The organism is Aeoliella straminimaris (assembly GCF_024054565.1).
GTDB classification, from domain to species: domain Bacteria; phylum Planctomycetota; class Planctomycetia; order Pirellulales; family Lacipirellulaceae; genus Aeoliella; species Aeoliella straminimaris.
In genome coordinates this window covers 84,333-104,224 of the sequence record NZ_JAMXLR010000038.1, presented here as the reverse complement: position 1 = coordinate 104,224, position 19,892 = coordinate 84,333, and the positions used below count along the sequence as shown (strand labels likewise).

Annotated in this window: 18 protein-coding genes; 17 read left to right on the top strand and 1 reads right to left on the bottom strand. The window is 57.5% G+C overall.

The genetic code is table 11. From position 1 onward, the window contains the following. Window positions 1-428 precede the first annotated feature (428 nt). Complete coding sequence (locus NG895_RS12465; protein ID WP_252852838.1) at window positions 429-2,132, bottom strand: alanine/glycine:cation symporter family protein; 1,704 nt, start codon at window positions 2,130-2,132, stop codon at window positions 429-431. A gap of 304 nt (window positions 2,133-2,436) precedes the next feature. Here NG895_RS12465 and NG895_RS12460 point away from each other — a divergent pair, with 304 nt between their 5' ends. The 17 genes from NG895_RS12460 to NG895_RS12380 all read left to right on the top strand — a co-directional run bounded on the left by NG895_RS12460 (window position 2,437) and on the right by NG895_RS12380 (window position 19,852). Next, on the top strand, window positions 2,437-3,084 hold the full coding sequence (locus NG895_RS12460; RefSeq protein WP_252852837.1) for a helix-turn-helix transcriptional regulator: 648 nt from the start codon (window positions 2,437-2,439) through the stop codon (window positions 3,082-3,084). 69 nt (window positions 3,085-3,153) lie between these two features. After that, window positions 3,154-3,753 (top strand): NADH-quinone oxidoreductase subunit B, encoded by a 600-nt coding sequence (locus NG895_RS12455; RefSeq protein ID WP_252852836.1) that lies wholly within the window; start codon window positions 3,154-3,156, stop codon window positions 3,751-3,753. 72 nt (window positions 3,754-3,825) lie between these two features. Beyond that, window positions 3,826-4,641, top strand: coding sequence for a Fe-S cluster assembly ATPase SufC (sufC, locus tag NG895_RS12450; RefSeq protein ID WP_252852835.1), 816 nt, complete (start codon window positions 3,826-3,828; stop codon window positions 4,639-4,641). A 60-nt stretch (window positions 4,642-4,701) separates the two neighbouring features. After that, the gene (sufB, locus tag NG895_RS12445) at window positions 4,702-6,117 is read left to right on the top strand and encodes a Fe-S cluster assembly protein SufB (protein ID WP_252852834.1); all 1,416 of its coding nucleotides are present in this window, start codon (window positions 4,702-4,704) and stop codon (window positions 6,115-6,117) included. Window positions 6,118-6,171: 54 nt separating this feature from the next. Beyond that, window positions 6,172-7,515 carry a Fe-S cluster assembly protein SufD gene (gene sufD / locus NG895_RS12440; protein ID WP_252852833.1) on the top strand — a complete coding sequence of 448 codons (1,344 nt, stop codon included), beginning with the start codon at window positions 6,172-6,174 and terminating at the stop codon, window positions 7,513-7,515. Between the two features lie 4 nt (window positions 7,516-7,519). After that, window positions 7,520-7,840 carry a Rieske (2Fe-2S) protein gene (locus NG895_RS12435; protein ID WP_252852832.1) on the top strand — a complete coding sequence of 107 codons (321 nt, stop codon included), beginning with the start codon at window positions 7,520-7,522 and terminating at the stop codon, window positions 7,838-7,840. Between the two features lie 18 nt (window positions 7,841-7,858). Next, on the top strand, window positions 7,859-8,176 hold the full coding sequence (locus NG895_RS12430) for a metal-sulfur cluster assembly factor (protein WP_252852831.1): 318 nt from the start codon (window positions 7,859-7,861) through the stop codon (window positions 8,174-8,176). Window positions 8,177-8,198: 22 nt separating this feature from the next. Beyond that, on the top strand, window positions 8,199-9,212 hold the full coding sequence (locus tag NG895_RS12425; RefSeq protein WP_252852830.1) for an ATP-grasp domain-containing protein: 1,014 nt from the start codon (window positions 8,199-8,201) through the stop codon (window positions 9,210-9,212). Window positions 9,213-9,220: 8 nt separating this feature from the next. Then, the gene (locus tag NG895_RS12420; RefSeq protein WP_252852829.1) at window positions 9,221-10,222 is read left to right on the top strand and encodes a hydantoinase/oxoprolinase family protein; all 1,002 of its coding nucleotides are present in this window, start codon (window positions 9,221-9,223) and stop codon (window positions 10,220-10,222) included. Window positions 10,223-10,404: 182 nt separating this feature from the next. Next, a complete protein-coding gene (locus NG895_RS12415; RefSeq protein WP_252852828.1) occupies window positions 10,405-10,845 on the top strand; it encodes an amino acid kinase family protein in 441 nt (146 codons plus the stop codon). 163 nt (window positions 10,846-11,008) lie between these two features. Beyond that, a complete protein-coding gene (locus NG895_RS12410; protein ID WP_252852827.1) occupies window positions 11,009-12,640 on the top strand; it encodes a hypothetical protein in 1,632 nt (543 codons plus the stop codon). 87 nt (window positions 12,641-12,727) lie between these two features. Then, entirely contained in the window at window positions 12,728-13,708 is a 981-nt protein-coding gene (locus tag NG895_RS12405) for a hypothetical protein (protein WP_252852826.1), read from the top strand. A gap of 81 nt (window positions 13,709-13,789) precedes the next feature. After that, a complete protein-coding gene (locus tag NG895_RS12400) occupies window positions 13,790-14,677 on the top strand; it encodes a hypothetical protein (RefSeq protein ID WP_252852825.1) in 888 nt (295 codons plus the stop codon). A 22-nt stretch (window positions 14,678-14,699) separates the two neighbouring features. Beyond that, the gene (locus NG895_RS12395) at window positions 14,700-15,338 is read left to right on the top strand and encodes a MotA/TolQ/ExbB proton channel family protein (RefSeq protein ID WP_252852824.1); all 639 of its coding nucleotides are present in this window, start codon (window positions 14,700-14,702) and stop codon (window positions 15,336-15,338) included. A 46-nt stretch (window positions 15,339-15,384) separates the two neighbouring features. Further along, window positions 15,385-15,921, top strand: a complete 537-nt coding sequence (locus NG895_RS12390) for an ExbD/TolR family protein (protein ID WP_252852823.1) — start codon at window positions 15,385-15,387, stop codon at window positions 15,919-15,921. A gap of 102 nt (window positions 15,922-16,023) precedes the next feature. Beyond that, the gene (locus NG895_RS12385) at window positions 16,024-16,518 is read left to right on the top strand and encodes an ExbD/TolR family protein (protein ID WP_252852822.1); all 495 of its coding nucleotides are present in this window, start codon (window positions 16,024-16,026) and stop codon (window positions 16,516-16,518) included. A gap of 55 nt (window positions 16,519-16,573) precedes the next feature. Next, complete coding sequence (locus tag NG895_RS12380) at window positions 16,574-19,852, top strand: outer membrane protein assembly factor BamB family protein (protein WP_252852821.1); 3,279 nt, start codon at window positions 16,574-16,576, stop codon at window positions 19,850-19,852. Window positions 19,853-19,892: the final 40 nt, after the last annotated feature.

Below are 19,892 nucleotides of genomic sequence, written 5' to 3'. Positions count from 1 at the left end.
GGTTCGGAAAAGACGAAACGCCGGGCGGCAGCACTCGCAAGGCGGCCGCCCAGAAAAGCACTAGGAAAAGGGGCTGGGCACAAAACGCCGCCAAGCCCACGAAGTCCACAAGCTCGTAAACAAGCCCACACATCAATCGAAACCATGAGTGGCCGTTGTTTACATTGGTCACAGGCTAGTGATCACGCCGGCCTTATGCAAGGAATACTGCTAAGCATGTCAGTATTTGCAAAGAATGGATGCAAGGTTGCGAATAAGAAGCTTTGGAGACGGGAGTGATCGAAGAATGCTTTGTCTTCACGTGATGCTATTGCTCAATCAAATCGACACCGCCGAGAAAACGGCTACAATTTTGCAACTACTTCCATGGGCGCCTGCTGCTCCTGGATGGCGGCGCCAGCCCATCTCCAGGGCTCCTCTTGTGTTAGTTACGACTCGAGTTTGTTGTACTCGGTGAACTCGCCGGCCTTGTACTTCGCCCAGTACTCGTTGAGCGCGGCCTTGATTTTGCCGCTCATGATGAGCACCCCAAGCAAGTTGGGAAATGCCATAGAGAGGATCAGGTAGTCACTGAACCCAAGCACGTTGTTGGCGTTGACCAGGGCTCCCATCATGATGGCGATCAGGAAGAGTATTCGATAGAGCATTGATGTCCGCGTTCCAAACAAGAAGGTGAAACAGCGTTCCCCGTAATAGGACCAGGAAATCATTGTCGAGTAAGCGAACAAGAACGAAGCCAAAGTGAGAATTGCAGGAAACCAGTCAATTTCTGTCTCGAAAGCCCTGGCTGTGAGGGTAGCGCCGTTGCCTGCTTCGATCAGCTCCATGGTGCCGGGATGCGATGGCTCATAGACCCCCGTGATCACGATGACCAACCCGGTCATCGTGCAGACTACTACCGTATCGATAAAGGGTTCGAGCAGCGCGACAATTCCTTCTCGCACGGCGTACTTGGTGCGGGCGGCAGAGTGAGCGATCGCTGCCGAACCGGCGCCTGCTTCGTTGGAGAACACGGCCCGGCGAATGCCCACCACCAGTACCCCCAAAAATCCACCATAGCCCGCTTGCGGGGTAAATGCTTCGGAGAAGATTCGGCCGAACGCATCTGGGATGCGGTGATAGTTGGTAATCAGGATGATGATGGCAGCCAAGACATACACGCCGCACATCAAAGGTACGATCTTCTCCGCGGTAGATGCGATGCGGCGAATGCCACCAATGATTACGACGCCCACCATGATGACCATCAGGATGCCATACGCCCACGGCGCCCAGGCCGCATCCGCGAGATTCAGCTGTTCCAGCACAAGATTCTTGGATTGCGAAACTTGGAACGAGCAACCGCCACCAAATGAACCTCCAATACAGAGTACCGCGAACACTATGGACAACACCACACCTAGCGGACCGAGTTTCATCTCGGCCAAACCGTCTCGGAGATAACGCATCGGGCCGCCAGACACGTGCCCATCGGCGTCAATCTTGCGGTACATCTGGCCCAGCGTGCATTCGGCAAACTTGCTGGTCATCCCGAATAATCCTGCGAGGATGATCCAAAAGATCGCGCCGGGCCCACCTGTGGCAACAGCTATTGCGACACCTGCGATGTTGCCAAGACCAACCGTGGCAGACAGGGCGGAAGCCAGCGCCTGAAAGTGACTTACTTCGCCATCGTCATTGGGGTTATCGTAGTCGCCTTTCGTCACGCGGATGGCATGCCAAAACGCTCGGATGTTGATGAATTTGAAAAACACCGTGAGAAACAGTGCCGCCCCGGCCAGCCAGACCACCACAATCGGTAGCTTGTAGGTCGTAATTTCACCGTCGAGCCCTTTGCCCTTGTATGAAAAGATCGGAGCAAACAGCACCGCATCCATCGGGTCGACTAGCCACTTCTTTGCCCAGGCGTCCGCAGCGGCTTCCCATTTGCGAAAGCCCGTCAGTTCCGTCGCACCTTCCTCTCCCGCTGCTTCGGTGCTGGGGGCATCGGGCGCGGCATCGCTGCTTTCCACCTGTGGAACTGCAGTTGCGTCCGGCTCCTGGGCGTCAGCCACCCCAGCCAGCCAGGTACCCAGCGAAAGGGCCACTGCCGCAAAGAGTCCAGTCTTCGTACGATGAAAAAGCGATAGCATTCGCGCAGCTCCGTTGATAACTGAAGTGAGTCGGTCGGAAGTTGTGCCCCTCGTGGAGGGGCCACCAGCTCCTACGGATAGCCGACACAAGCGTTACGGAGCGGGGTGGCCGAAGTGGCTGGCTGGTATGCACTTTTAGTCGATAAGCCGTTGCAGTGCAAGACTTTGCGACTTTTGTTGAGATTTTGGAGGCTATTTTTCAAACCGACCCTTGTCAATAATAGCTAAAGCCTTACGATACAAGAGTTAAGGCTATGTGATCTGGCGGCATGCAGCCGCCATCCCCCTATCAATCTGCGCAGAAATGATCCCCACTGTAACGGATTCCGACGAGGCTTTGCTCAACCTGCTCCGCAAGCAGGGCGGAATGGGCATCAGCCAGCTTGTCGATGAGTTGGGCGTCACGGCCACCGCCGTCAGGCAGCGGCTGGCACGATTGATGGAGGATGAATTGATTTGCCGGGAAGAGGTGGTTCGCACCGGGCGAGGTCGGCCGAGCCATTGTTATCAGCTCACAGAGAAGGGGCGTCGTTCGGGAGGCAACAACTACGCCGACTTGGTCGATGTGTTGTGGGCCGAGATTCGCGCGATCGACGATCCTGAGATTCGTGTCGGACTGTTGAGGCGTATCGCGAAACAGCTCGCAGAGCGGGCAGGCGAACTGCCGGGCGGATCGCTGGAGGAGAAGATGCATCGCCTCGCAGAAATGATGAAACAACGACACATCCCATTCGAGGTCGACGAATCTGGCGAGTTGCCAGTGCTCACCGCGGTAGCGTGTCCGTACCCCGAATTGGTTGAGCATGATAAGAGCATTTGCGCGATGGAGCGAATGCTGTTTTCGGAGGTGCTGGGCGAAACAATGCGAATTTCCGGCTGTCGCCCGTTGGGCGACGCTTGTTGTTCGTTTGAGCCCAGCAGTGCTTCCAAGTTGCCAGTTGGCGAACCGTAGAAACAAGCCGCGCCTCGTTATCGGTCCGGCATCCAAGTTTACTCTCACCCCTGAATCACGAACTTTCAAATGAACGAGCCATGGATTGAAGGCCGTTTTGAAGACAACGTCTTAACGACGACCGTAGAGCAAGCAATTAACTGGGCCCGACAGTCGAGCATTTGGCCAATGACCTTTGGCCTTGCCTGTTGTGCAATTGAGATGATGGCCGCAGGTGCGAGCCGCTTTGACATGGATCGTTTTGGTGCGGGAGCGTTTCGCGCGACTCCCCGGCAGGCCGACCTGATGATTGTGGCGGGCACCGTAACCTACAAGATGGCCAGCCGCGTGCGGCGACTTTACAACCTAATGCCGGACCCGAAGTTCGTGATCGCCATGGGGGCCTGCACGGTCGGTGGCGGACCTTACTTCAAGTATGGCTATCACGTGGTGAAGGGTGTCGACTTGGTTGTGCCGGTAGACGTCTACGTACCAGGTTGTCCGCCGCGACCCGAGGCCTTGCTGGAAGGACTGATGCGGATCCAGGACAAGATTAACGGCCACCGCATTGCGAAGGGCATGGAGGGCACGAAGATCGACGACGAGTTGCCCGTGCCGCATCACTCGGGTTATGTCACTGCTCCAGCGGATGGCCAGCCGATGTTCGATCACCAGAAAATAACCGGATAACAGAAGCGATAACTAATGTTGGGCAACCTCTCGATTGTTTGAGACCGGTCGCCTCCAGAGACAAGGAAAACGATGAGCGAAACCCTCAAGATCACCGATCTGCACGTGGCAGTGGAAGGCAAGCCGATTCTCCGCGGTGTGAATCTCACTATCAATCGAGGTGAGACCCACGCCCTGATGGGCCCCAACGGCTCGGGAAAGAGCACGTTGGGCAATGCCATCATGGGACATCCCAGTTACGACGTGACGGGCGGGACGATCGAGATCAACGGTCAGGACATCATGGAGTGGGACGCCTCGGAGCGTGCCCGTGCCGGCATTTTTATGGCTTTCCAGCGCCCGATGTCGATCCCCGGCGTGAAGATGGCCGACTTCCTGCGTCACGCGGCGACCAACGTTCGCAACCCGGAGCGTAAGGAAGGCGAAGACCTGATTCCGATGCGCGAGTTCCGGAAGGAACTCAAGGAGAAAATGTCGCAACTTCGCATGGACGTTGAATTTGCCCGGCGGTACGTGAACGATGGTTTTTCCGGCGGCGAAATGAAGCGGGCCGAGATCCTGCAAATGGCGATGCTGCGACCGAAGTTCGCGATTCTCGACGAGACCGACAGTGGTCTGGATGTCGACGCTGTTAAGCTCGCCAGCCAGAGTATCGCCGAAATTGGTGGTGCCGAGATGGGCATTCTGATCATCACTCACCACGACAAGCTGCTGGACTATAACGCGCCTGACTTCACCCATGTGATGTTGGGCGGAAAGATCGTCGAGACCGGTGGCGTGGAACTTGCCCAAGAGTTGTACACACAAGGCTACGATCGCATTCGCGCTGCTTACCCGGAAGAAGCAGCCCTGGAAGAAGAGCTGGCAGAAGAAACCGCCACCGCCTAGAGCAGCCGCACCTGATTTGAATCCAACGGTGCCCCCAAGAGCCCGACGAAGGAATAACCTATGTCAACTGACGTCATGTCGCCCGCCGATGAAACTGGCATTGGCGAAATCAATAAGTACGACTTTATCACTCAGACCTCCGGCGTCTTCAAGGCACGCAAGGGTCTGGATCGTGAAGTTGTTGCGCAGATCTCCGAATTGAAGAACGAGCCCTCGTGGATGCGCGAGTTTCGTCTGGAGGCATTGGAGATCTTCGAGTCGAAGCCAATGCCTAACTGGGGGGGCAAAATTGGGCTCGACTTCCAGGATGTTTACTACTACCTGAAGCCGACCGACCGCCAGGGTAAGACCTGGGACGACGTGCCGCAGGAGATTAAGGACACGTTTGACCGGCTCGGCATTCCCGAAGCAGAACGAAAGTTCTTGGCTGGCGTAAAAGCCCAGTTCGAGAGCGAAGTGGTTTACGGTTCGTTGCAGGAAGACCTCGCCAAGAAGGGTGTGATCTTCACCGACACCGACACTGCCGTACGCGAACATCCTGAGCTACTGCGGGAGTACTTCGGAACGATCATCCCGCCGCACGACAACAAGTTCGCCGCGCTCAACTCGGCCGTTTGGTCGGGTGGCTCATTCATTTACGTACCCCCCGGCGTGAAGATTGATTTCCCGCTGCAAGCCTACTTCCGCATTAACGCCGAAAGTATGGGCCAGTTCGAGCGGACGCTCATCATCGTCGACGAAGGTGCCGAAGTGCACTACGTCGAAGGATGCACCGCGCCGATGTACTCCACCGAGAGCCTGCACTCGGCCGTTGTGGAGATCATGGTCAAGAAGAATGGTCGTTGTCGCTATACGACCATTCAGAACTGGGCCAACAATATCTACAATTTGGTCACCAAGCGTGCCATGGCGTACGAGAACTCCCTCATGGAGTGGATCGATGGCAATCTTGGGAGTCAGCTCACGATGAAGTACCCGGCCGTCTACATGATGGAACCGGGGGCTCGCGGAGAGATCCTGTCGATCGCTTTTGCATCGAAGGGGCAGCATCAGGATGCTGGTGCCAAGTTGGTGCATTGTGCACCCAATACCTCGGGTCGCATTATTTCCAAGAGCATCAGCAAGAACGGCGGTCGCAGTAGCTATCGCGGCCTATGCAAAGTGGAAGACGGTGCCGTTGGCTCGAAGAGCAATGTGGTGTGCGATGCGTTGATCCTCGACCCTGACAGCCGTAGCGATACTTACCCCTACATCGAAGTGGAAGAGCAGGATGTGCAGATCGAACACGAGGCAAGCGTCTCGCGAATTGGCGAAGAGCAACTGTTCTACCTTATGAGCCGCGGCCTGACCGAAGCCGAAGCCAGCTCGATGATCGTTAGTGGCTTTATCGAGCCGTTGATCAAAGAGCTGCCGATGGAATACGCAGTGGAGATGAATCGCCTGATCGAGCTGCAAATGGAAGGCAGCGTCGGGTAATTTGTGGCCGGGTTCATAATCGAATAAACGATCAAGATTGGAATTGAGAGACGAATGACGACTGCGACTGCAGCCAATGGTTTTACTGACGCGGCGTTTGAGAGCTTCTTGGAAACCCGGTCGGCCGAGCCCGACTGGTTGACCACGATCCGCCGCGAAGCGTGGCAGGCCTTCAGTGAGATGGACTGGCCCGCGCGCAATGATGAAGAGTGGATGCGAACTGACATTCGCATGTTCCACCTTGATAAGTTCGCGCTGCCAACGGAACCGGCGACCGCTCCTGAGCTCGCGCCCGGCCTGTTGACCCACGACGTGGAACTCGGCGGGACATTGGTCAGCTACAACAGCTCGGCGACTGAAGATTCGCTTATCGGTGAGCTGGCAAGTAAGGGGGTGCTGTTCGGTAGCCTCGACCGTCTGGTGGTCGAGCATGGCGATCTGTTGCGGCCATTCTTTGAGCGCCAGGTCGTAAACCGAACTCACGACAAGTTTGCCGCCCTGCACGCTGCCTGCTGGAGTGGCGGTACGCTGCTATACGTGCCCAAAGGTGTCGCCATTTCGCAGCCACTACACGGCATGTCGGCGATGGGCGATAGCGGTGTCGATTTGTCGAAGACCTTGGTGATCCTCGAAGAGGGTGCCGAGGCTACCATGCTGAGCGAAACGGCGAGCACCTCGCCCAACGGCGGTGGACTGCATTGTGGTTCAATTGAGCTCATCGTCGAACCCGAAGCGCACCTCCGCTATGTCAACCTGCAGAACTGGTCGACCAGTGTGTGGCACTTTGCTCACCAGCGAGCGACGGTGGATCGAAACGCCTCGCTGCAGTGGACCATTGGTGCACTGGGCAGCAAGCTGGCGAAGGTGAATCAGCAAGTGGCGCTCACCGGACCCGATGCCAATGCTCAAGTGAACGGCGTGATGTTTACTGAGGGCCGGCAGCATTTGTCGTACAACACGCACCAGCATCACATGGCTCCCTATTGCCGAAGCGACTTACTATACAAGTCGGCGTTGCAGGACCGTTCGCGTACCGTGTGGCGGGGCATGATTAAGGTCGACCTCGCCGCTCAGCGGACCGATGCCTACCAACGTAACGACAATTTAATGCTCGCACCGACAGCACGTGCCGATTCAATTCCTGGTCTGGAGATCGAAGCCGATGATGTGCGCTGCACCCACGGCAGCACTTCGGGGCGGGTAGACGAACCGCAGGTGTTTTACGCCATGTCACGTGGCTACACCCGCACCGAGGCCATTCGCTTGATCGTGGCCGGCTTTTTCCAGCAGGTTTTCGATCGGATTACGATCGAGTCGGTTCGCAACGCATTGGGTGATGCCATCGCCAGCCGTGTGCAGGACCTCGACCAGCAGGCTGCGCCGGAAGTGCAGGGTTAACGGCATGAGCGAATTTGTCCCGGTAGCCCCAGTGAGCGACTTTGGCGATCCCGATCGCAAGTTGGTGGAAGTAGATGATCAATTGGTCGTGGTGGTGCACGTGGGAGGCAGTTTTTATGCTCTCGACGACGTGTGCACTCACGATGGTGGGCCGTTGAGCGACGGCGCGATTGATCCGGCAGGGTGCACGATCGCCTGTCCGCGTCATGGGGCAAAGTTCGATCTGGCGACTGGCGAGGCGAAGACGATGCCCGCTACCAAAGCAACAGTGGCCCACGAAGTGAAAGTGGAAGACGGGCAAGTGCTCGTTCGACTTTCGCAATAGACACACGAAAGGTTCATTATGGCCATTGCCGAAGACACCATTCGCGAAGCACTCAAGGAAGTGATCGACCCCGAATTGTTCGTGAACATCGTGGATCTTGGATTGATCTACGAAATCAAACAAGAGGAGCAAGAGGGCGGTGCAAATCATGTGGCGGTCGACATGACGATGACCAGCCCCGCGTGCCCCGCAGGCCCGCAGTTGATGGCGCAGTCTCAGGCTGCTGTCGAAAAGCTCGATGGGGTGGATGATGTGGAGATCAAGCTGGTGATGACGCCACCCTGGACTCCTGATCGCATGACCGAAGACGCCCGCGATCAACTAGGTATCTTCTAAGCATCCAGCAGCATAGCCCGCCTTGAACATCTTCGTCTACGAATGGGTATGCGGTGGCGGAGCCCTGGAGGATGGTCAGCAGCCGCCACAATCTCTAGTGGCAGAGGGCGCAGCAATGCTCTCCGCTGTGGCTGCAGACTTCTTGTCCATCCGAGAATACCAGGTTCACGTGATCGTGGCGGATGGCGTTCAGCTCGCCCTGGATGAGCGTATCGTCACTCACCGAGCGCGGACCGCTGAAGAGCGAAGTCAGAAGTTCGACGAACTGGTTTGCTGGGCGGACGAAACGGTATTGATCGCTCCTGAGTTCAGGGGAACGCTTCTCGGGCTCGGCAAACGGGTGACAGAGCAGGGGGGGAAGCTGCTTTCGCCATCGCCTGAGTTCGTATCCGTAGCCAGCGATAAGCAGTCGACGATCGAGCGGTTGTTCGCCGCCAAGGTTGCTGTGCCGAAGGGGCAGGTGCTGATGCCAGGTGAACGTTGCCCACTTGGGGTTAGCTACCCCGCCGTAGTCAAGCCGATCGACGGCTGCGGTTCACTTGGAGTCGAGTTGGTGCAAGAAGGACACCAGCTTTCTCGCGGTGATGGTGCCTACCGGCTGGAAGAACGCGTCAGGGGGCTGCCAGTCAGTGTGCTGTGCATCTGCGGCGCCGAGCAGACCCTTGCTCTGGAGCCGTGTCTGCAGTGTTTGGCTGGCGCGGACGACTTCGCCTACCAGGGCGGAGCACTACCGCTCGAGGAGCACTTGCGTGCCCGCGCAGCGAAACTTGCCCTTTCCGCAGTGCACATTTTGCCGCCCACACAAGGGCTCGTGGGCGTCGATCTGGTTCTGGGGGAAGCGGAGGATGGCTCCGAGGACTTTGTAATCGAAGTGAACCCTCGTTGTACCACTTCGTACGTAGGCCTGCGTGCGGCGTATGACGTGAACCTTGCGGAGCTGGTGCTGGCCGTGTCGAATGGCGGGCAGGTTACGCCGCCCGAGATCTCTCGACCCGTGAAATGGAACGCGGCCGGGGAAGTAAGCATTCTGGATTGAACGCAGCGATGACGAAGTGGCTGGGAATCGACGTCGGCGGAGCGAATCTGAAAGTTGCTGATGGTGACCAGTTCGCCAAAAGCACTCCCTTCGAGCTTTGGCGGCAGCCCGACCGTTTGGCGGACGCCATCGCGACACTGCTCAAAGACGCTCCGCAGGTCGATTTTCTGGCGGCGACCATGACTGGAGAACTGGCAGATTGCTACGAAACCAAGTCGGCTGGCGTGCGACACATTACCGAATGCCTGAGTCAAGCGAATGCGGGGCGTCGTCTCGCCGTGTACTGCATTGATGGTGAGTTTCGAAAACCCGAGCAGGTGATGGAGACCCCCCTGTTGGCCGCGGCCAGCAACTGGCATGCGTTGGCTCGCCATGCTGCTCGCCAACTGCCGGGCGGGACTGGTGTGGTGGTCGACGTGGGGTCGACCACCAGCGACATCATTCCGGTCGTCCAAGGCGCTGTCGCGACTACGTCCTCGACCGACACCGACCGGCTGCTGGCTGGCGAGCTTGTATACTCGGGGGCAGAGCGAACTCCGCTGTGTGCAATCGTTCGTGAGTTACCGTACCGCGGTCACATCTGTCCCGTGTCAGCCGAGTTGTTTGCGACCACGCTGGATGTGTACCGCGTGCTCGGCACTGTGAGCGAGACTTCGCGTGGAACGGCTGACGGCCGTTCCACCAGTGTCGAGCATTGCGTCGATCGACTAGCCCGACAGATTTGTGCGGACCGTCAGTCCTTCACTCTTGCGGACGCCGTGGAAGCTAGCCATTACGTCAAGCAGACCCAACTGGAGGCGATAAGCCGGGCCATCAACAAAGTTGCGATTGGTCTGACTCCGGGGCACGTGCCGGCCGTGGTGTCGGGTAGCGGCGAGGCGCTGGCTCGTGATGCTCTCTCACTAGCCGGCGTCGCTGATAAGGTAGTATCGCTATCCGCCTACTATGGGGTGCAGCACAGCCACTGCGCTGCTGCGGCGGCGGTTGCCTGTTTGGCGGGGCGGTCGTGATGGATACGGCGATAGAGGTAGCGAAAATAGGCGGAAGCCTGCTCACCCGCGGCGATTTCGTCCCAGCGATTCGGCATTGGTTGGATGCTCGAATCCAAATGCAGCCCGGGGGTCATCGTGTTTTGCTCGTTGGCGGGGGACCGTTGGTCGATGCGCTCCGGCAACTCGATGGATCAACGCCTTTGGACGAGTCCGACGCCCATTGGCGAGCGATTGAGTTGATGCAGATCGCTGGCCGGATTGTGGGAAGTTGGTTACCTGAATGGACGGCGGTCGAGTCGTACGACAAGCTTCGTCGGCGTACTTCTCAGCCGGGCATTTCCTTGTTCTTTTCCGAGGCCTTTCTGCTTTCCACCGAGCCGGAGTTGCCTGGTCGGACGTTGCCGACGGGCTGGCACGTGACGAGTGACTCCATCGCCGCGAGATTGGCAATCTGCCTCGGGGCCAGGCGGCTCTTGCTGCTAAAGTCCCGCGGAGCGACTCCTGGCGAACGCTCCCACTGGGATCAAGCCGTGGCTGGAGGGTTGGTCGATGCCTTCTTCCCCCACTTGGCAGGCTTGTTGCCCGAGGTCTGCTTTGAGACACTTCCGGACGGTGGGGGAGATTTAAGCTCCATTCGTTGACATTTGGTGTGGCGGGGGGGTAGTATATAGGTCTCTCGGAACACCCCCACCTACCGGAATCGGCGACGAGGCATCCCCGGCTTGCCGGGATCGTGCCCCCATGCTTCGAGCTCCCCGCTCAAGCGTTCGCCCCCACCTAACCATGCGATTAGGAGGTCGCCACGTGTCAGGATACTGGCAACCCAGAACGCATTCTGCTGCACAAGCTCCCATTCACACCCAGCCATCGCGCATCATCCTTCTGGCAATTGGACTTGCCGCTGGATGTGCGATTGCGCCCACGGTGCACGGGTACACGAAGGAAAGCCCCGAAGTGCGGGCGATGGTCGATAAGGGCAAGAAGTTTCTGGAAGCGAACACCCAGGAGCAACGGCTCGGGGGGCGCTGCTTGATTGCCTTGGTGTTTATAAAGGAGGGGCAGAAAGACCACCGCCTCGTCCAGGAGGCCCTCAAGGCGTGTCAGGTGGCAGCAGCCCAGGGCCACGCGGACGATGTCTATTCCAACGGGCTGGCGATCATCTTCCTCAGCGATCTGGACGCCAAGGCACACCAGAAAGAGCTCCAGTTCTTTATGGCAGCAATGCTGAAACGTCAGAAGCAACATGGTGGTTGGGGCTATGACGGACGAGCATCTGGCGATACCTCGCAGTCGCAATATGGTTGCCTTGGATTCTGGGAGGCGTACCAGCGGGGCGTGCCTATCAGCACCAGCTCGATTGACGGAGTTGCCCGCTGGCTAATCAACACTCAGGATCCCAGCGGCGCCTGGGGGTACCAGGGGATTGTCGGGGCGCCTGGCCAACTGAAGGAACAAACGGAAGTTACCTGTTCGATGGTCTCGGCCGCAATGGGAAGCCTACTCATCTGTGCTGACTTGGTTGGCATCCTCGAGCCAGGAGCCAAGGCCAAAGAAGAAAGTGGTTTGCCCTCGCTGGTGAAGATCAAGAGCGAACGAGACTCTAGCCGACCCCGCCTGTCTGGCTCTACGATTAACCGGCAGAACCTGCTGGAAGCCGTGGCACGCGGCGATGCCTGGATGGAGAAGAACTACGAAGTAGAGATTGAACGCTACACGTCTTATTACCTTTACGCACTGGAACGCTACAAGTCGTTGCAGGCGATTCTAGAGGGTTCCGACGATCCCGAGCCGGAGTGGTACAACAACGGCGTGAAGCACCTGATGAGCACGCAAGGTCAGGACGGTTCGTGGGAAACCGGTTGCGGCTTCGAGTGCGATACGGCCTTTTCGATCCTGTTTCTCATTCGCTCCATGGAGTCCGCCCTCGGCAGCTTGGGCGAAGGAGCAGCACTTGCCGGCCGCGGGATCCCTCGCGACCTGAGCAAGGTGAAGCTTCGTGGTGGCCAGCTAGTGGAATCGCAATCGAAAGCTAACATCGCCAGCTTCTTGGACAATCTCGACGAAGACAAGCTTGCGGACATGGACCAAGTTATCAGTGGCAAGAGCGAGTTGGTTATCGGCGAAGTCGATGAAAAGACTATCCGGCAGCTCAAGCAAATGGTGCGTGGGGATCAGCCGGCAGCTCGAATCGTGGCCGTGAAAGCGCTGGCCCAGACAGGCGATTTCGATCACGTGCCTACCATGCTCTACGCCCTGGCTAGCCCGGACCCGCGTTTGGCAATCGAAGCCCGCGACGGCCTGCGATTTATTAGTCGTCGATTCACGGGTTTCGGATTAAAAGACAAGTTCACCCGCGAAGAACAATTGGAGGCGGTGGATAAGTGGGTGAAATGGTACCACGGTGTCCGTCCAGGAGTGCCGGTGGTTCTTGAATAGTTAGAGTTCCGTTCGCGACACGTAGTCTCTTTCAGGTTCTTGAACGCTACACGATAGATGAGTTCCCGGTTGTTGAGGAAGTCGACGATGAGCAGTACCCCACGGCATCAGGCACATTCCTGTGCGATTGGCCATCGGTATCGCTTGGCGGTAAATGCCTTCGACCGGATTGCGAGCTTGTTAGTTGCTCTGCTGATGCTGGTCGGTGCAGTAGTAGCTGGTTTGACTGTGATGTTTCTTTTTCGCACATTCAGTCCGGCGTCAAACGATACGGCGGTGTACATCTCTCCCGCAGTGAGCCAAGTGCCTTCTGCAGTTGCCGAAAAAGTCGAGCTGGCAAAACTGGAAGAAACGCCTGACGATCTCCCACTGCAGTTGCAAGATACTCTCAAGCAGCTGAGCGACGCCATTAGCACCAGGACGGCGCTGCTTTCAACGGAGTCGTTAGAACGGGTAGCTGACAGTACTCAAGGTACGCAGAACAGTGCATTGTCGTATCACTGCGTTGCAGCGGAGGCCTACATGCCGGTCCATGAGTTGCGCTTCGACCCCATGTCGGATGCCGACTACGCCCGCATGATTGATTACTTCGATGGCGAACTTGCCGTGCTCGATCGGCGAAACAACAAGATCTACTATGCGAAGCACCTGACCAAGTCGTCTCCAACCATCCGCGAAGGTACTCCTGCCGCTGAGAACAAGCAAGCTCGCTATCGACTATTGTCGGCCGGGACTCTGCAGCAGATAGAAGTGAGAATGGCCAGAAAGGCGGGCATCATGAGCCCGGATGCCATCATTCTGGTCTTCTATTCCGAGCAGGCGGCCGACGAGTTTCTTGCCAAAGAGCAGGCCCATTTGCGCAAGAACGGCTACGATCGATTGGAGGACGTTGCACGGACTGTTTTTCGGGTTACCCGAGTGGGCCAGAATTTCGAGATCACGATCGAACACCAAACCTACCTGTGGAACCGCCCCTCCGAATGTCGTGTAGGGAGTCCCGAATTTGGCGATTGTGCCGCGAAGGGCCCCTCCTCCCAATTCGGAGCTTTACCCATCATGTTGGAATGACCGCTTGCCCCTGGTTATTCCATCCTGCCTAAATATACTGGATAGATTGTCAACCTACCCCGGTCGCAAAGGACGACGACAATGAGCAGTGCACCGCAGCGCCAGGCACATCCCAGTGCTACTGGTCATCGGTATCGCTTGGAGGTTAACGCCTTCGATCGGGTATCGAGTTTGCTGGTGTCGCTGCTGGTCTTGATCGGCACCACGGTGGCCGTGATGATCATCGTGTTTTTGTTTCGCCGCTTCAGTCCTGAAACGGAGCAGCCTCTGTTGCAGCGGATTCCCAAGATGCGGGGTGAGCCGCCCAAGGGATACGAGGAAGACATCGAGCCACCAGGGCTGGAAGATGCCCCTACCGATGTCCCGCCGCAGTTGCAAGACACGCTGAAAGAGCTGACTAACGCCATCACCAGCAAGACTGCCATGCTCTCTAACGAGGTGTTCCAATCGGACGCAGCTGCGTCAGGTTATGGCACCGGCAAGGGACATAAAGACTACGATGGCACCGGTGGTGAAGGCGGCAATATGCCCATTCAGGAACTTCGCTTCGACCCTGCCTCGGACCTGGATTATGCCCGGATGATCGACTTCTTCGGCGGCGAGTTGGCCGTGCTCGATCGACGAAACAACAAGGTCTACTACGCCAAGAACCTGGCGCAGGGCAGTCCCACCACACGCGAAGGGACGCCGGAAGCAGAAAACAAGGCAAACCGTTATCGATTGCTTTCCAGTGGCGTCCTTGGCCAGATCGAGCTTCGACTGGCGCGCAAGGCGGGCATTATGAAGGCCGGTGCCATCATCCTTGTGTTCTACCCCGATGAGACGGCCAATAAGTTCTTCGTGGCCGAAGAGAAGATGATGTTCAAGAACGGAGTCAAAGCATTGGAGGACGTCGATCGGACAGTCTTCCGTATCACCAAAGAAGGTCGTGAGTACGTGATCAGCGTTGAAGACCAGAAGTATTTTTAGCATAGCCCTTTCGTGAGACCCGATGGACGTCCTGTTTAATGTAGTTGGAATTGTAGTTTATGTCGCCCTGGGGCTGTTGGCGCTGTGGGGGGCGTTCTGCGCAGTGCTGGTTTGGCGGCGCGTCGGCCAGGTTCGTTTTGACGATGAAGACGAGCAGGATGAGTTTCTGGCCGAGCTCGACGCTTCATTGGGGCAGGGCAATTATTCGGCCGCTGCGCAGCTGTGCGAGGACGATCGTCGAGCGTTACCGCAGTTGGCTCTCTTTGCCATCGAGAATCGGGAACTCGGCATCACTAAACTGCAGCGGCGCTTGTGGGAACGTTTCCAGCAAGATGTCTTGGCCGATATTGAGCATCGCTTGAGTTGGGTCGCCACGGTGGTGAAGAGTGCTCCCATGGTGGGACTGTTCGGTACGGTGCTCGGTATGATGGGGGCGTTCCGTGGCATTGCCACTGGCGGTTCCGACGTCGATCCGACGGCAATGGCTGGTAACATCATGCTCGCCCTGATCACCACGGCCTGCGGCTTGGCAATCGCTGTTCCACTGCTGCTGGTAACCAACAGCATCGTGGTTCGAATTCGCAAGATGGAAGACTTGGTGGGACTTGGGATTGGCAGGTTGATCGACTCGCTGAAGTTGGCGTTTGCCCGTTCGAAATAGTTCCCGCCGTTTCGAGTTAGCACTTACACATAGATAGCACCAGACGATGTCTTTAAACGACAAACTCGATTCGGTAGTGATGAAACGAGACGAAGGCTCCATCGTCCTCGCGGAGGGCGATGAGGAGTTTGTTCGTCCACCTCGTTCGAAACGTGACGAGGAGGAGCTGGATATGGACATCACCCCGATGATCGATATCACGTTCCTGTTGCTAATTTTCTTCCTGGTCTCGTCACGGCCCGATGAGACCACGGCTATCCAGCTGCCGAAGGCGGTGCACGGCGATGCCGTGAGCCAAAGATTTTCGAGTGTTATCTCTGTTGGCGAAGGTGGCATCGACCAGGCCCCCGTTTTTCGAGGCGATGGAAAGTTCTCGCAAAACGAGTTGTCTCGGGATCCAGAAACCAGAAGCGATGAAATCGCGCAGCATATACAGGCCGGCGTAGCGGAAGGAAAAACGGATGTCGTGATCAAAGCCGATCGTGGCGTGGCCTGCCGTGACATCGACGGCGTTTTGAAAGCGGTGTCGAAAGTCGAGGGGGTGGATATTTACCTCGGCGTGCTTGAATCACATTCCAACTGAGGTTCGCGGGCGAGTAGGTCTTGGGGCAGGGACCTACTCGCCTGCGGCCAAAGTGGATCACCAGTCTAATAATCGAGTTGCAGTTCACCTACCGAAGACCGCATGTCCGCTGATCTAGTAGAACCCACCGACAACTTCACGCCGCCGGCGCCGAAAACGCGCTCGGACGACGAGTTGGACATGACACCGATGGTGGATGTGACATTTCTGCTACTGATTTTCTTCATGGTCACTGCGGCGTTTGCCCTGCAGAAGGTGTTGAAGATTCCGCCGGTAGCAGACGACGAGGAAGTATCAGCCCAGCCGGTAGACGATATCGAGAAGGATTCGATCCTCATCGCAATCGACGCAGACAACGTATTTTGGATCACTGCACCGTTGTGGGACGAGCAACAAAAGGCTCAGTCGTCACTGGACATGCGGGCTAAGGTTCGTGATGCGCGGCAAGGCAAGGGCGGAACCCCAGGGCCCGCCAAACTCATCATTCGAGCGCACGAGGAGGCAGTCTATGAGAAGCTGGTCGACTCAATCGACGCCGGCGCGGCCGCGGGCGTGAACGATGTAAGCGTATCAATACTAGAAGACTACGAGTTCTAGCTACCGCTGCGCTCAGGTTTTCACAACGTACAGAAACGACACGAACAGAGAATCGATGACAGCCGAAGAATTCATTGACTCGCTAGAAGCGAAAGCCTTGCTTCCGGCCAGCACTGTCGAGAAGCTTCGCAAGAAGGTAGCGGCAGGGGGGAGCAAGCCCCTCTCGGCGAAGTCGCTTGCGCGGTTTCTGATCGACAAGGGACTGCTCGATAAACAACAAGCGATGGATGCCCTTGCTGCGGGAGGCGAGATCAAGCCGCCACCGCAGCCAGAGCCATCGGGCGAGCCTTCGGGTGTTGATCTGCCGATGGACCAACTGCAGGATCTTAGCAGTTCGGCCGAATGGTCGATGGACGAAGCCGGAACTGGCGGATTTGGAGAACCAGAGCCGGAACCGTCTGCTGAGCCCAAAGGCTCGAAAAAGAAAAAGAAGAAAAAGAAGGGCAAGAAAGAGAATGAATGGGACTCGCCTCTCTTGCTGATCGGTGGCGGCTCATTGGTGCTACTCGTCGTCGTGGGCCTGCTGATCTGGTTCATCATGTTCGCCGAGAATGCTGACAATCTGCTATCGACTGCTCGGTCGGAAATGAAGTCGGGCTCCTACGGCAATGCGATCGCGAATTACGAGAAGTTTGTCGAAGACTATCCTGGTAATGCTGAATTCAGCAAAGCCCGGATGGAACTGGCGATGGCTCGCATCCGCCAGACGCTCGAGACCGGTAACGAAAGCCTGGCATTCGACAAGACGCAGGCGGAGCTGCGCGCGGTGGCAGATGAGCCAGATTTCAATGTGGCCGAAGAGGACCTGAGCGACCTGTTGCCACGTATTGCCCGTGGCTTGGCCGATGACGCCGCGGCGAGCGAGGAAGTCGCCTCCACGAAGGAACTCTACGACAAGGCAACTACCGCACTGGGTTGGGCCAACAACACCAAGTATGTACCCAAGTCGCGTCGAGACAACACCGAGTTGGAAGAGATTCGGGCCACTCTCGATCGGATTGAGCAGAAGCAGCAGTCGCTCTCCGACCTGGAGGAAACGCTGGCCACCATCGATGCGAAGACTGCCGAAGGTGACATCGCCGCTGCGTTCGCCGCTCAAGAGGCTTTGGTCGAAAAGCACCCTGCACTGATTGGCAATGCTCGTTTAGCGGAAGCGTTGGTTGAAATCTCCGCGGCGGAACAACAGAGTATTCGATTTGTCGATGACAAGATTCAAGCCGAAACTACAGAGCCCGATACCGCCCTGGTCGCTGCGCTAACCGTGGCGAATCGCCGAGTGGAGGGAAAGGCTCCGACAAGCGGCGTGTTCTGTGCCCAGGTGGATGGTGTGGCCTACGGAATCGACGCCTCTAGTGGCAATGTGCTGTGGCGGCGTTATACGGGGCCGGCGCTTACGCCAACGGCTCCCGTAATCGTCGGCAACGACGTGTTATTGGTCGAATGGCGGGCGGGCGAAGGTGGTGCTTCCCAGCAGACGCTCGTACGAGTGGATGCTGGCTCAGGCAAGTTGATCTGGCGTTTGACGATTGACGATGAGGTGACGGCTCCCGTCCTGGTGGGCAGCAACGTCTTGCTTGCCGGCAGTTCCGGCAAGCTACATGTTGTAGATAGCGAAACGGGAGAACGGACCGGCTATGTTCAGTTTGCCCAGCCCTTGCGAGTTCCGCCCGCGATCAATGCTCAAGCTGGCGTTCTGTACGTTATTGGCGAAAGGTCGAGCGTTTATACGCTGTCGGCTTCAGATTTCACGTGCACAGGGGTGTTTTACTCTAATCATGCACGTGGTTCGATCGCAGCTCCCGCAGCCGTGGCGCTCGACAAGGTGATGCTGGCCGAGTCTGATGGGGCTGATACTTCCAAGGTTCTGCTGTACGCGGTTGACGGAAGTGGTTTGCTCACCGAGCAGATAGCCGAACAACGCATCACTGGGCGCGTGGTCACGCAGCCCATGGTCGAGGGACGGCGGATAACCGTGGTTACTGATCATGGGGCGGTAGCCGTGTACGAGGTAAGTGCCGGACCCGACGGCGATCCGTTAACCGTACTGGCTAGCCGCACCGGTCGCTCCACCCAACCCGCGCCGCCGCACGCGGCTGTGCTCGATGGGAAAATATGGATTGCCGAGAACTCGCTGGCCAAATATGCCATTGCGCCAACTGGTAACCGGCTCGTTGTCGATGCGCTCGACGACGACTACAACCGTTCCCAGTTTGTGGGACCTCTCACAGGACGCGATGGAGTATTGTTTCACACTCGTTCGCGACGCCGCCGCTCGGGTTTCACGGTAACGGCCTGTAGCATGAGCAACGGAAAGCCATATTGGGAAACAGATGTTGCTGTTCCGCCTGCCGACAATCCCCTGGCCAGCACGGCACCAGTAGCGTTGCTCGAAGCAGATGCCAACGGATGCGTTTTCCGATTCGATCCTGATACCATTCGTACCCGCGTGCAGAATGAACCACTGAACCGAACCGCGCCGGGGGCGAGTCCTATTCTCTACGACTTCGCAGAACTCTTGGCGGGGGGGGCAGCGGTTTTCGCTGGTTCCGATTCCGATGCCGCGCTGCTGTACTCTCCAAGTGGCGCCAAGCCACTTGCCCCGGTTACGCTGCCCGGATCGCTCGCGTGTCGCCCAACAGCCCTCGGCAAAGGCTGGGTAGCGCCGCTCAGTATTGGGCAGGTGTTCGTCCTCGATGCCGACACAGGTAAGCCCCTTGCGGCACCCTTCCAGCCGCCACTCGAAGCTGGCAGAACGGTTGCCTGGCGTCCCGCAGCGGTAGTGGATGGCGAGCAAGTGCTTGTGTCTGATGGCGTCTCCAAAGTTTACCTATTGGAGTACGAGCCAGGTGGCGCGCTGACTGCTTCAGCCGAGGCAAAACTCAGCGCGACTCCGCTGGCCAGCGGCTTTGTCGTTGTCGGTCAATTGGCAATCGCTCTGGCGGATAATGGTCAGGTCATTTCTTATCAGTTACCAACACTTGACGTCGGCGAGTCCCTCAACACCGGTGGGCGGGTAGTTTGGGGACCGTACAAGGCGGGGGACTACGCTCTGGTGGCTACCTCCAGTCAACTGATGGCCATTGACTCCACTGGCAAGTTTGTCTGGGAGGTCTCATTGAAAGATGCTCAGCTCGCTGGCCCCCCTCTGATCGTTGATCAGTCCGTGTTGCTAGCTCAACAAGATGGCGTCGTATTGAAGCTGGCCCTGGCTGATGGAAACGAGCAGGGACGTGTTGATGCTGGGGAGCCAATCGCCGGAGGGCCTGTGTTGCTCAACAATCGGTTGGTTGTGGCCGGCCGCGACGCCGCGCTGCTTGTGATCGAATCGCCTTAATTTCCGAATCAGTGTGCTGTTCGCGAACGCTTAAATGCCA

Bases quoted from the DNA above. Each gene is read 5' to 3' on its own strand.
- NG895_RS12465 (WP_252852838.1), bottom strand. From the start codon at position 2,132: ATGCTATCGCTTTTTCATCGTACGAAGACTGGACTCTTTGCGGCAGTG.
- NG895_RS12460 (WP_252852837.1), top strand. From the start codon at position 2,437: ATGATCCCCACTGTAACGGATTCCGACGAGGCTTTGCTCAACCTGCTC.
- NG895_RS12455 (WP_252852836.1), top strand. From the start codon at position 3,154: ATGAACGAGCCATGGATTGAAGGCCGTTTTGAAGACAACGTCTTAACG.
- sufC (WP_252852835.1), top strand. From the start codon at position 3,826: ATGAGCGAAACCCTCAAGATCACCGATCTGCACGTGGCAGTGGAAGGC.
- sufB (WP_252852834.1), top strand. From the start codon at position 4,702: ATGTCAACTGACGTCATGTCGCCCGCCGATGAAACTGGCATTGGCGAA.
- sufD (WP_252852833.1), top strand. From the start codon at position 6,172: ATGACGACTGCGACTGCAGCCAATGGTTTTACTGACGCGGCGTTTGAG.
- NG895_RS12435 (WP_252852832.1), top strand. From the start codon at position 7,520: ATGAGCGAATTTGTCCCGGTAGCCCCAGTGAGCGACTTTGGCGATCCC.
- NG895_RS12430 (WP_252852831.1), top strand. From the start codon at position 7,859: ATGGCCATTGCCGAAGACACCATTCGCGAAGCACTCAAGGAAGTGATC.
- NG895_RS12420 (WP_252852829.1), top strand. From the start codon at position 9,221: ATGACGAAGTGGCTGGGAATCGACGTCGGCGGAGCGAATCTGAAAGTT.
- NG895_RS12405 (WP_252852826.1), top strand. From the start codon at position 12,728: ATGAGCAGTACCCCACGGCATCAGGCACATTCCTGTGCGATTGGCCAT.
- NG895_RS12400 (WP_252852825.1), top strand. From the start codon at position 13,790: ATGAGCAGTGCACCGCAGCGCCAGGCACATCCCAGTGCTACTGGTCAT.
- NG895_RS12395 (WP_252852824.1), top strand. From the start codon at position 14,700: ATGGACGTCCTGTTTAATGTAGTTGGAATTGTAGTTTATGTCGCCCTG.
- NG895_RS12390 (WP_252852823.1), top strand. From the start codon at position 15,385: ATGTCTTTAAACGACAAACTCGATTCGGTAGTGATGAAACGAGACGAA.
- NG895_RS12385 (WP_252852822.1), top strand. From the start codon at position 16,024: ATGTCCGCTGATCTAGTAGAACCCACCGACAACTTCACGCCGCCGGCG.
- NG895_RS12380 (WP_252852821.1), top strand. From the start codon at position 16,574: ATGACAGCCGAAGAATTCATTGACTCGCTAGAAGCGAAAGCCTTGCTT.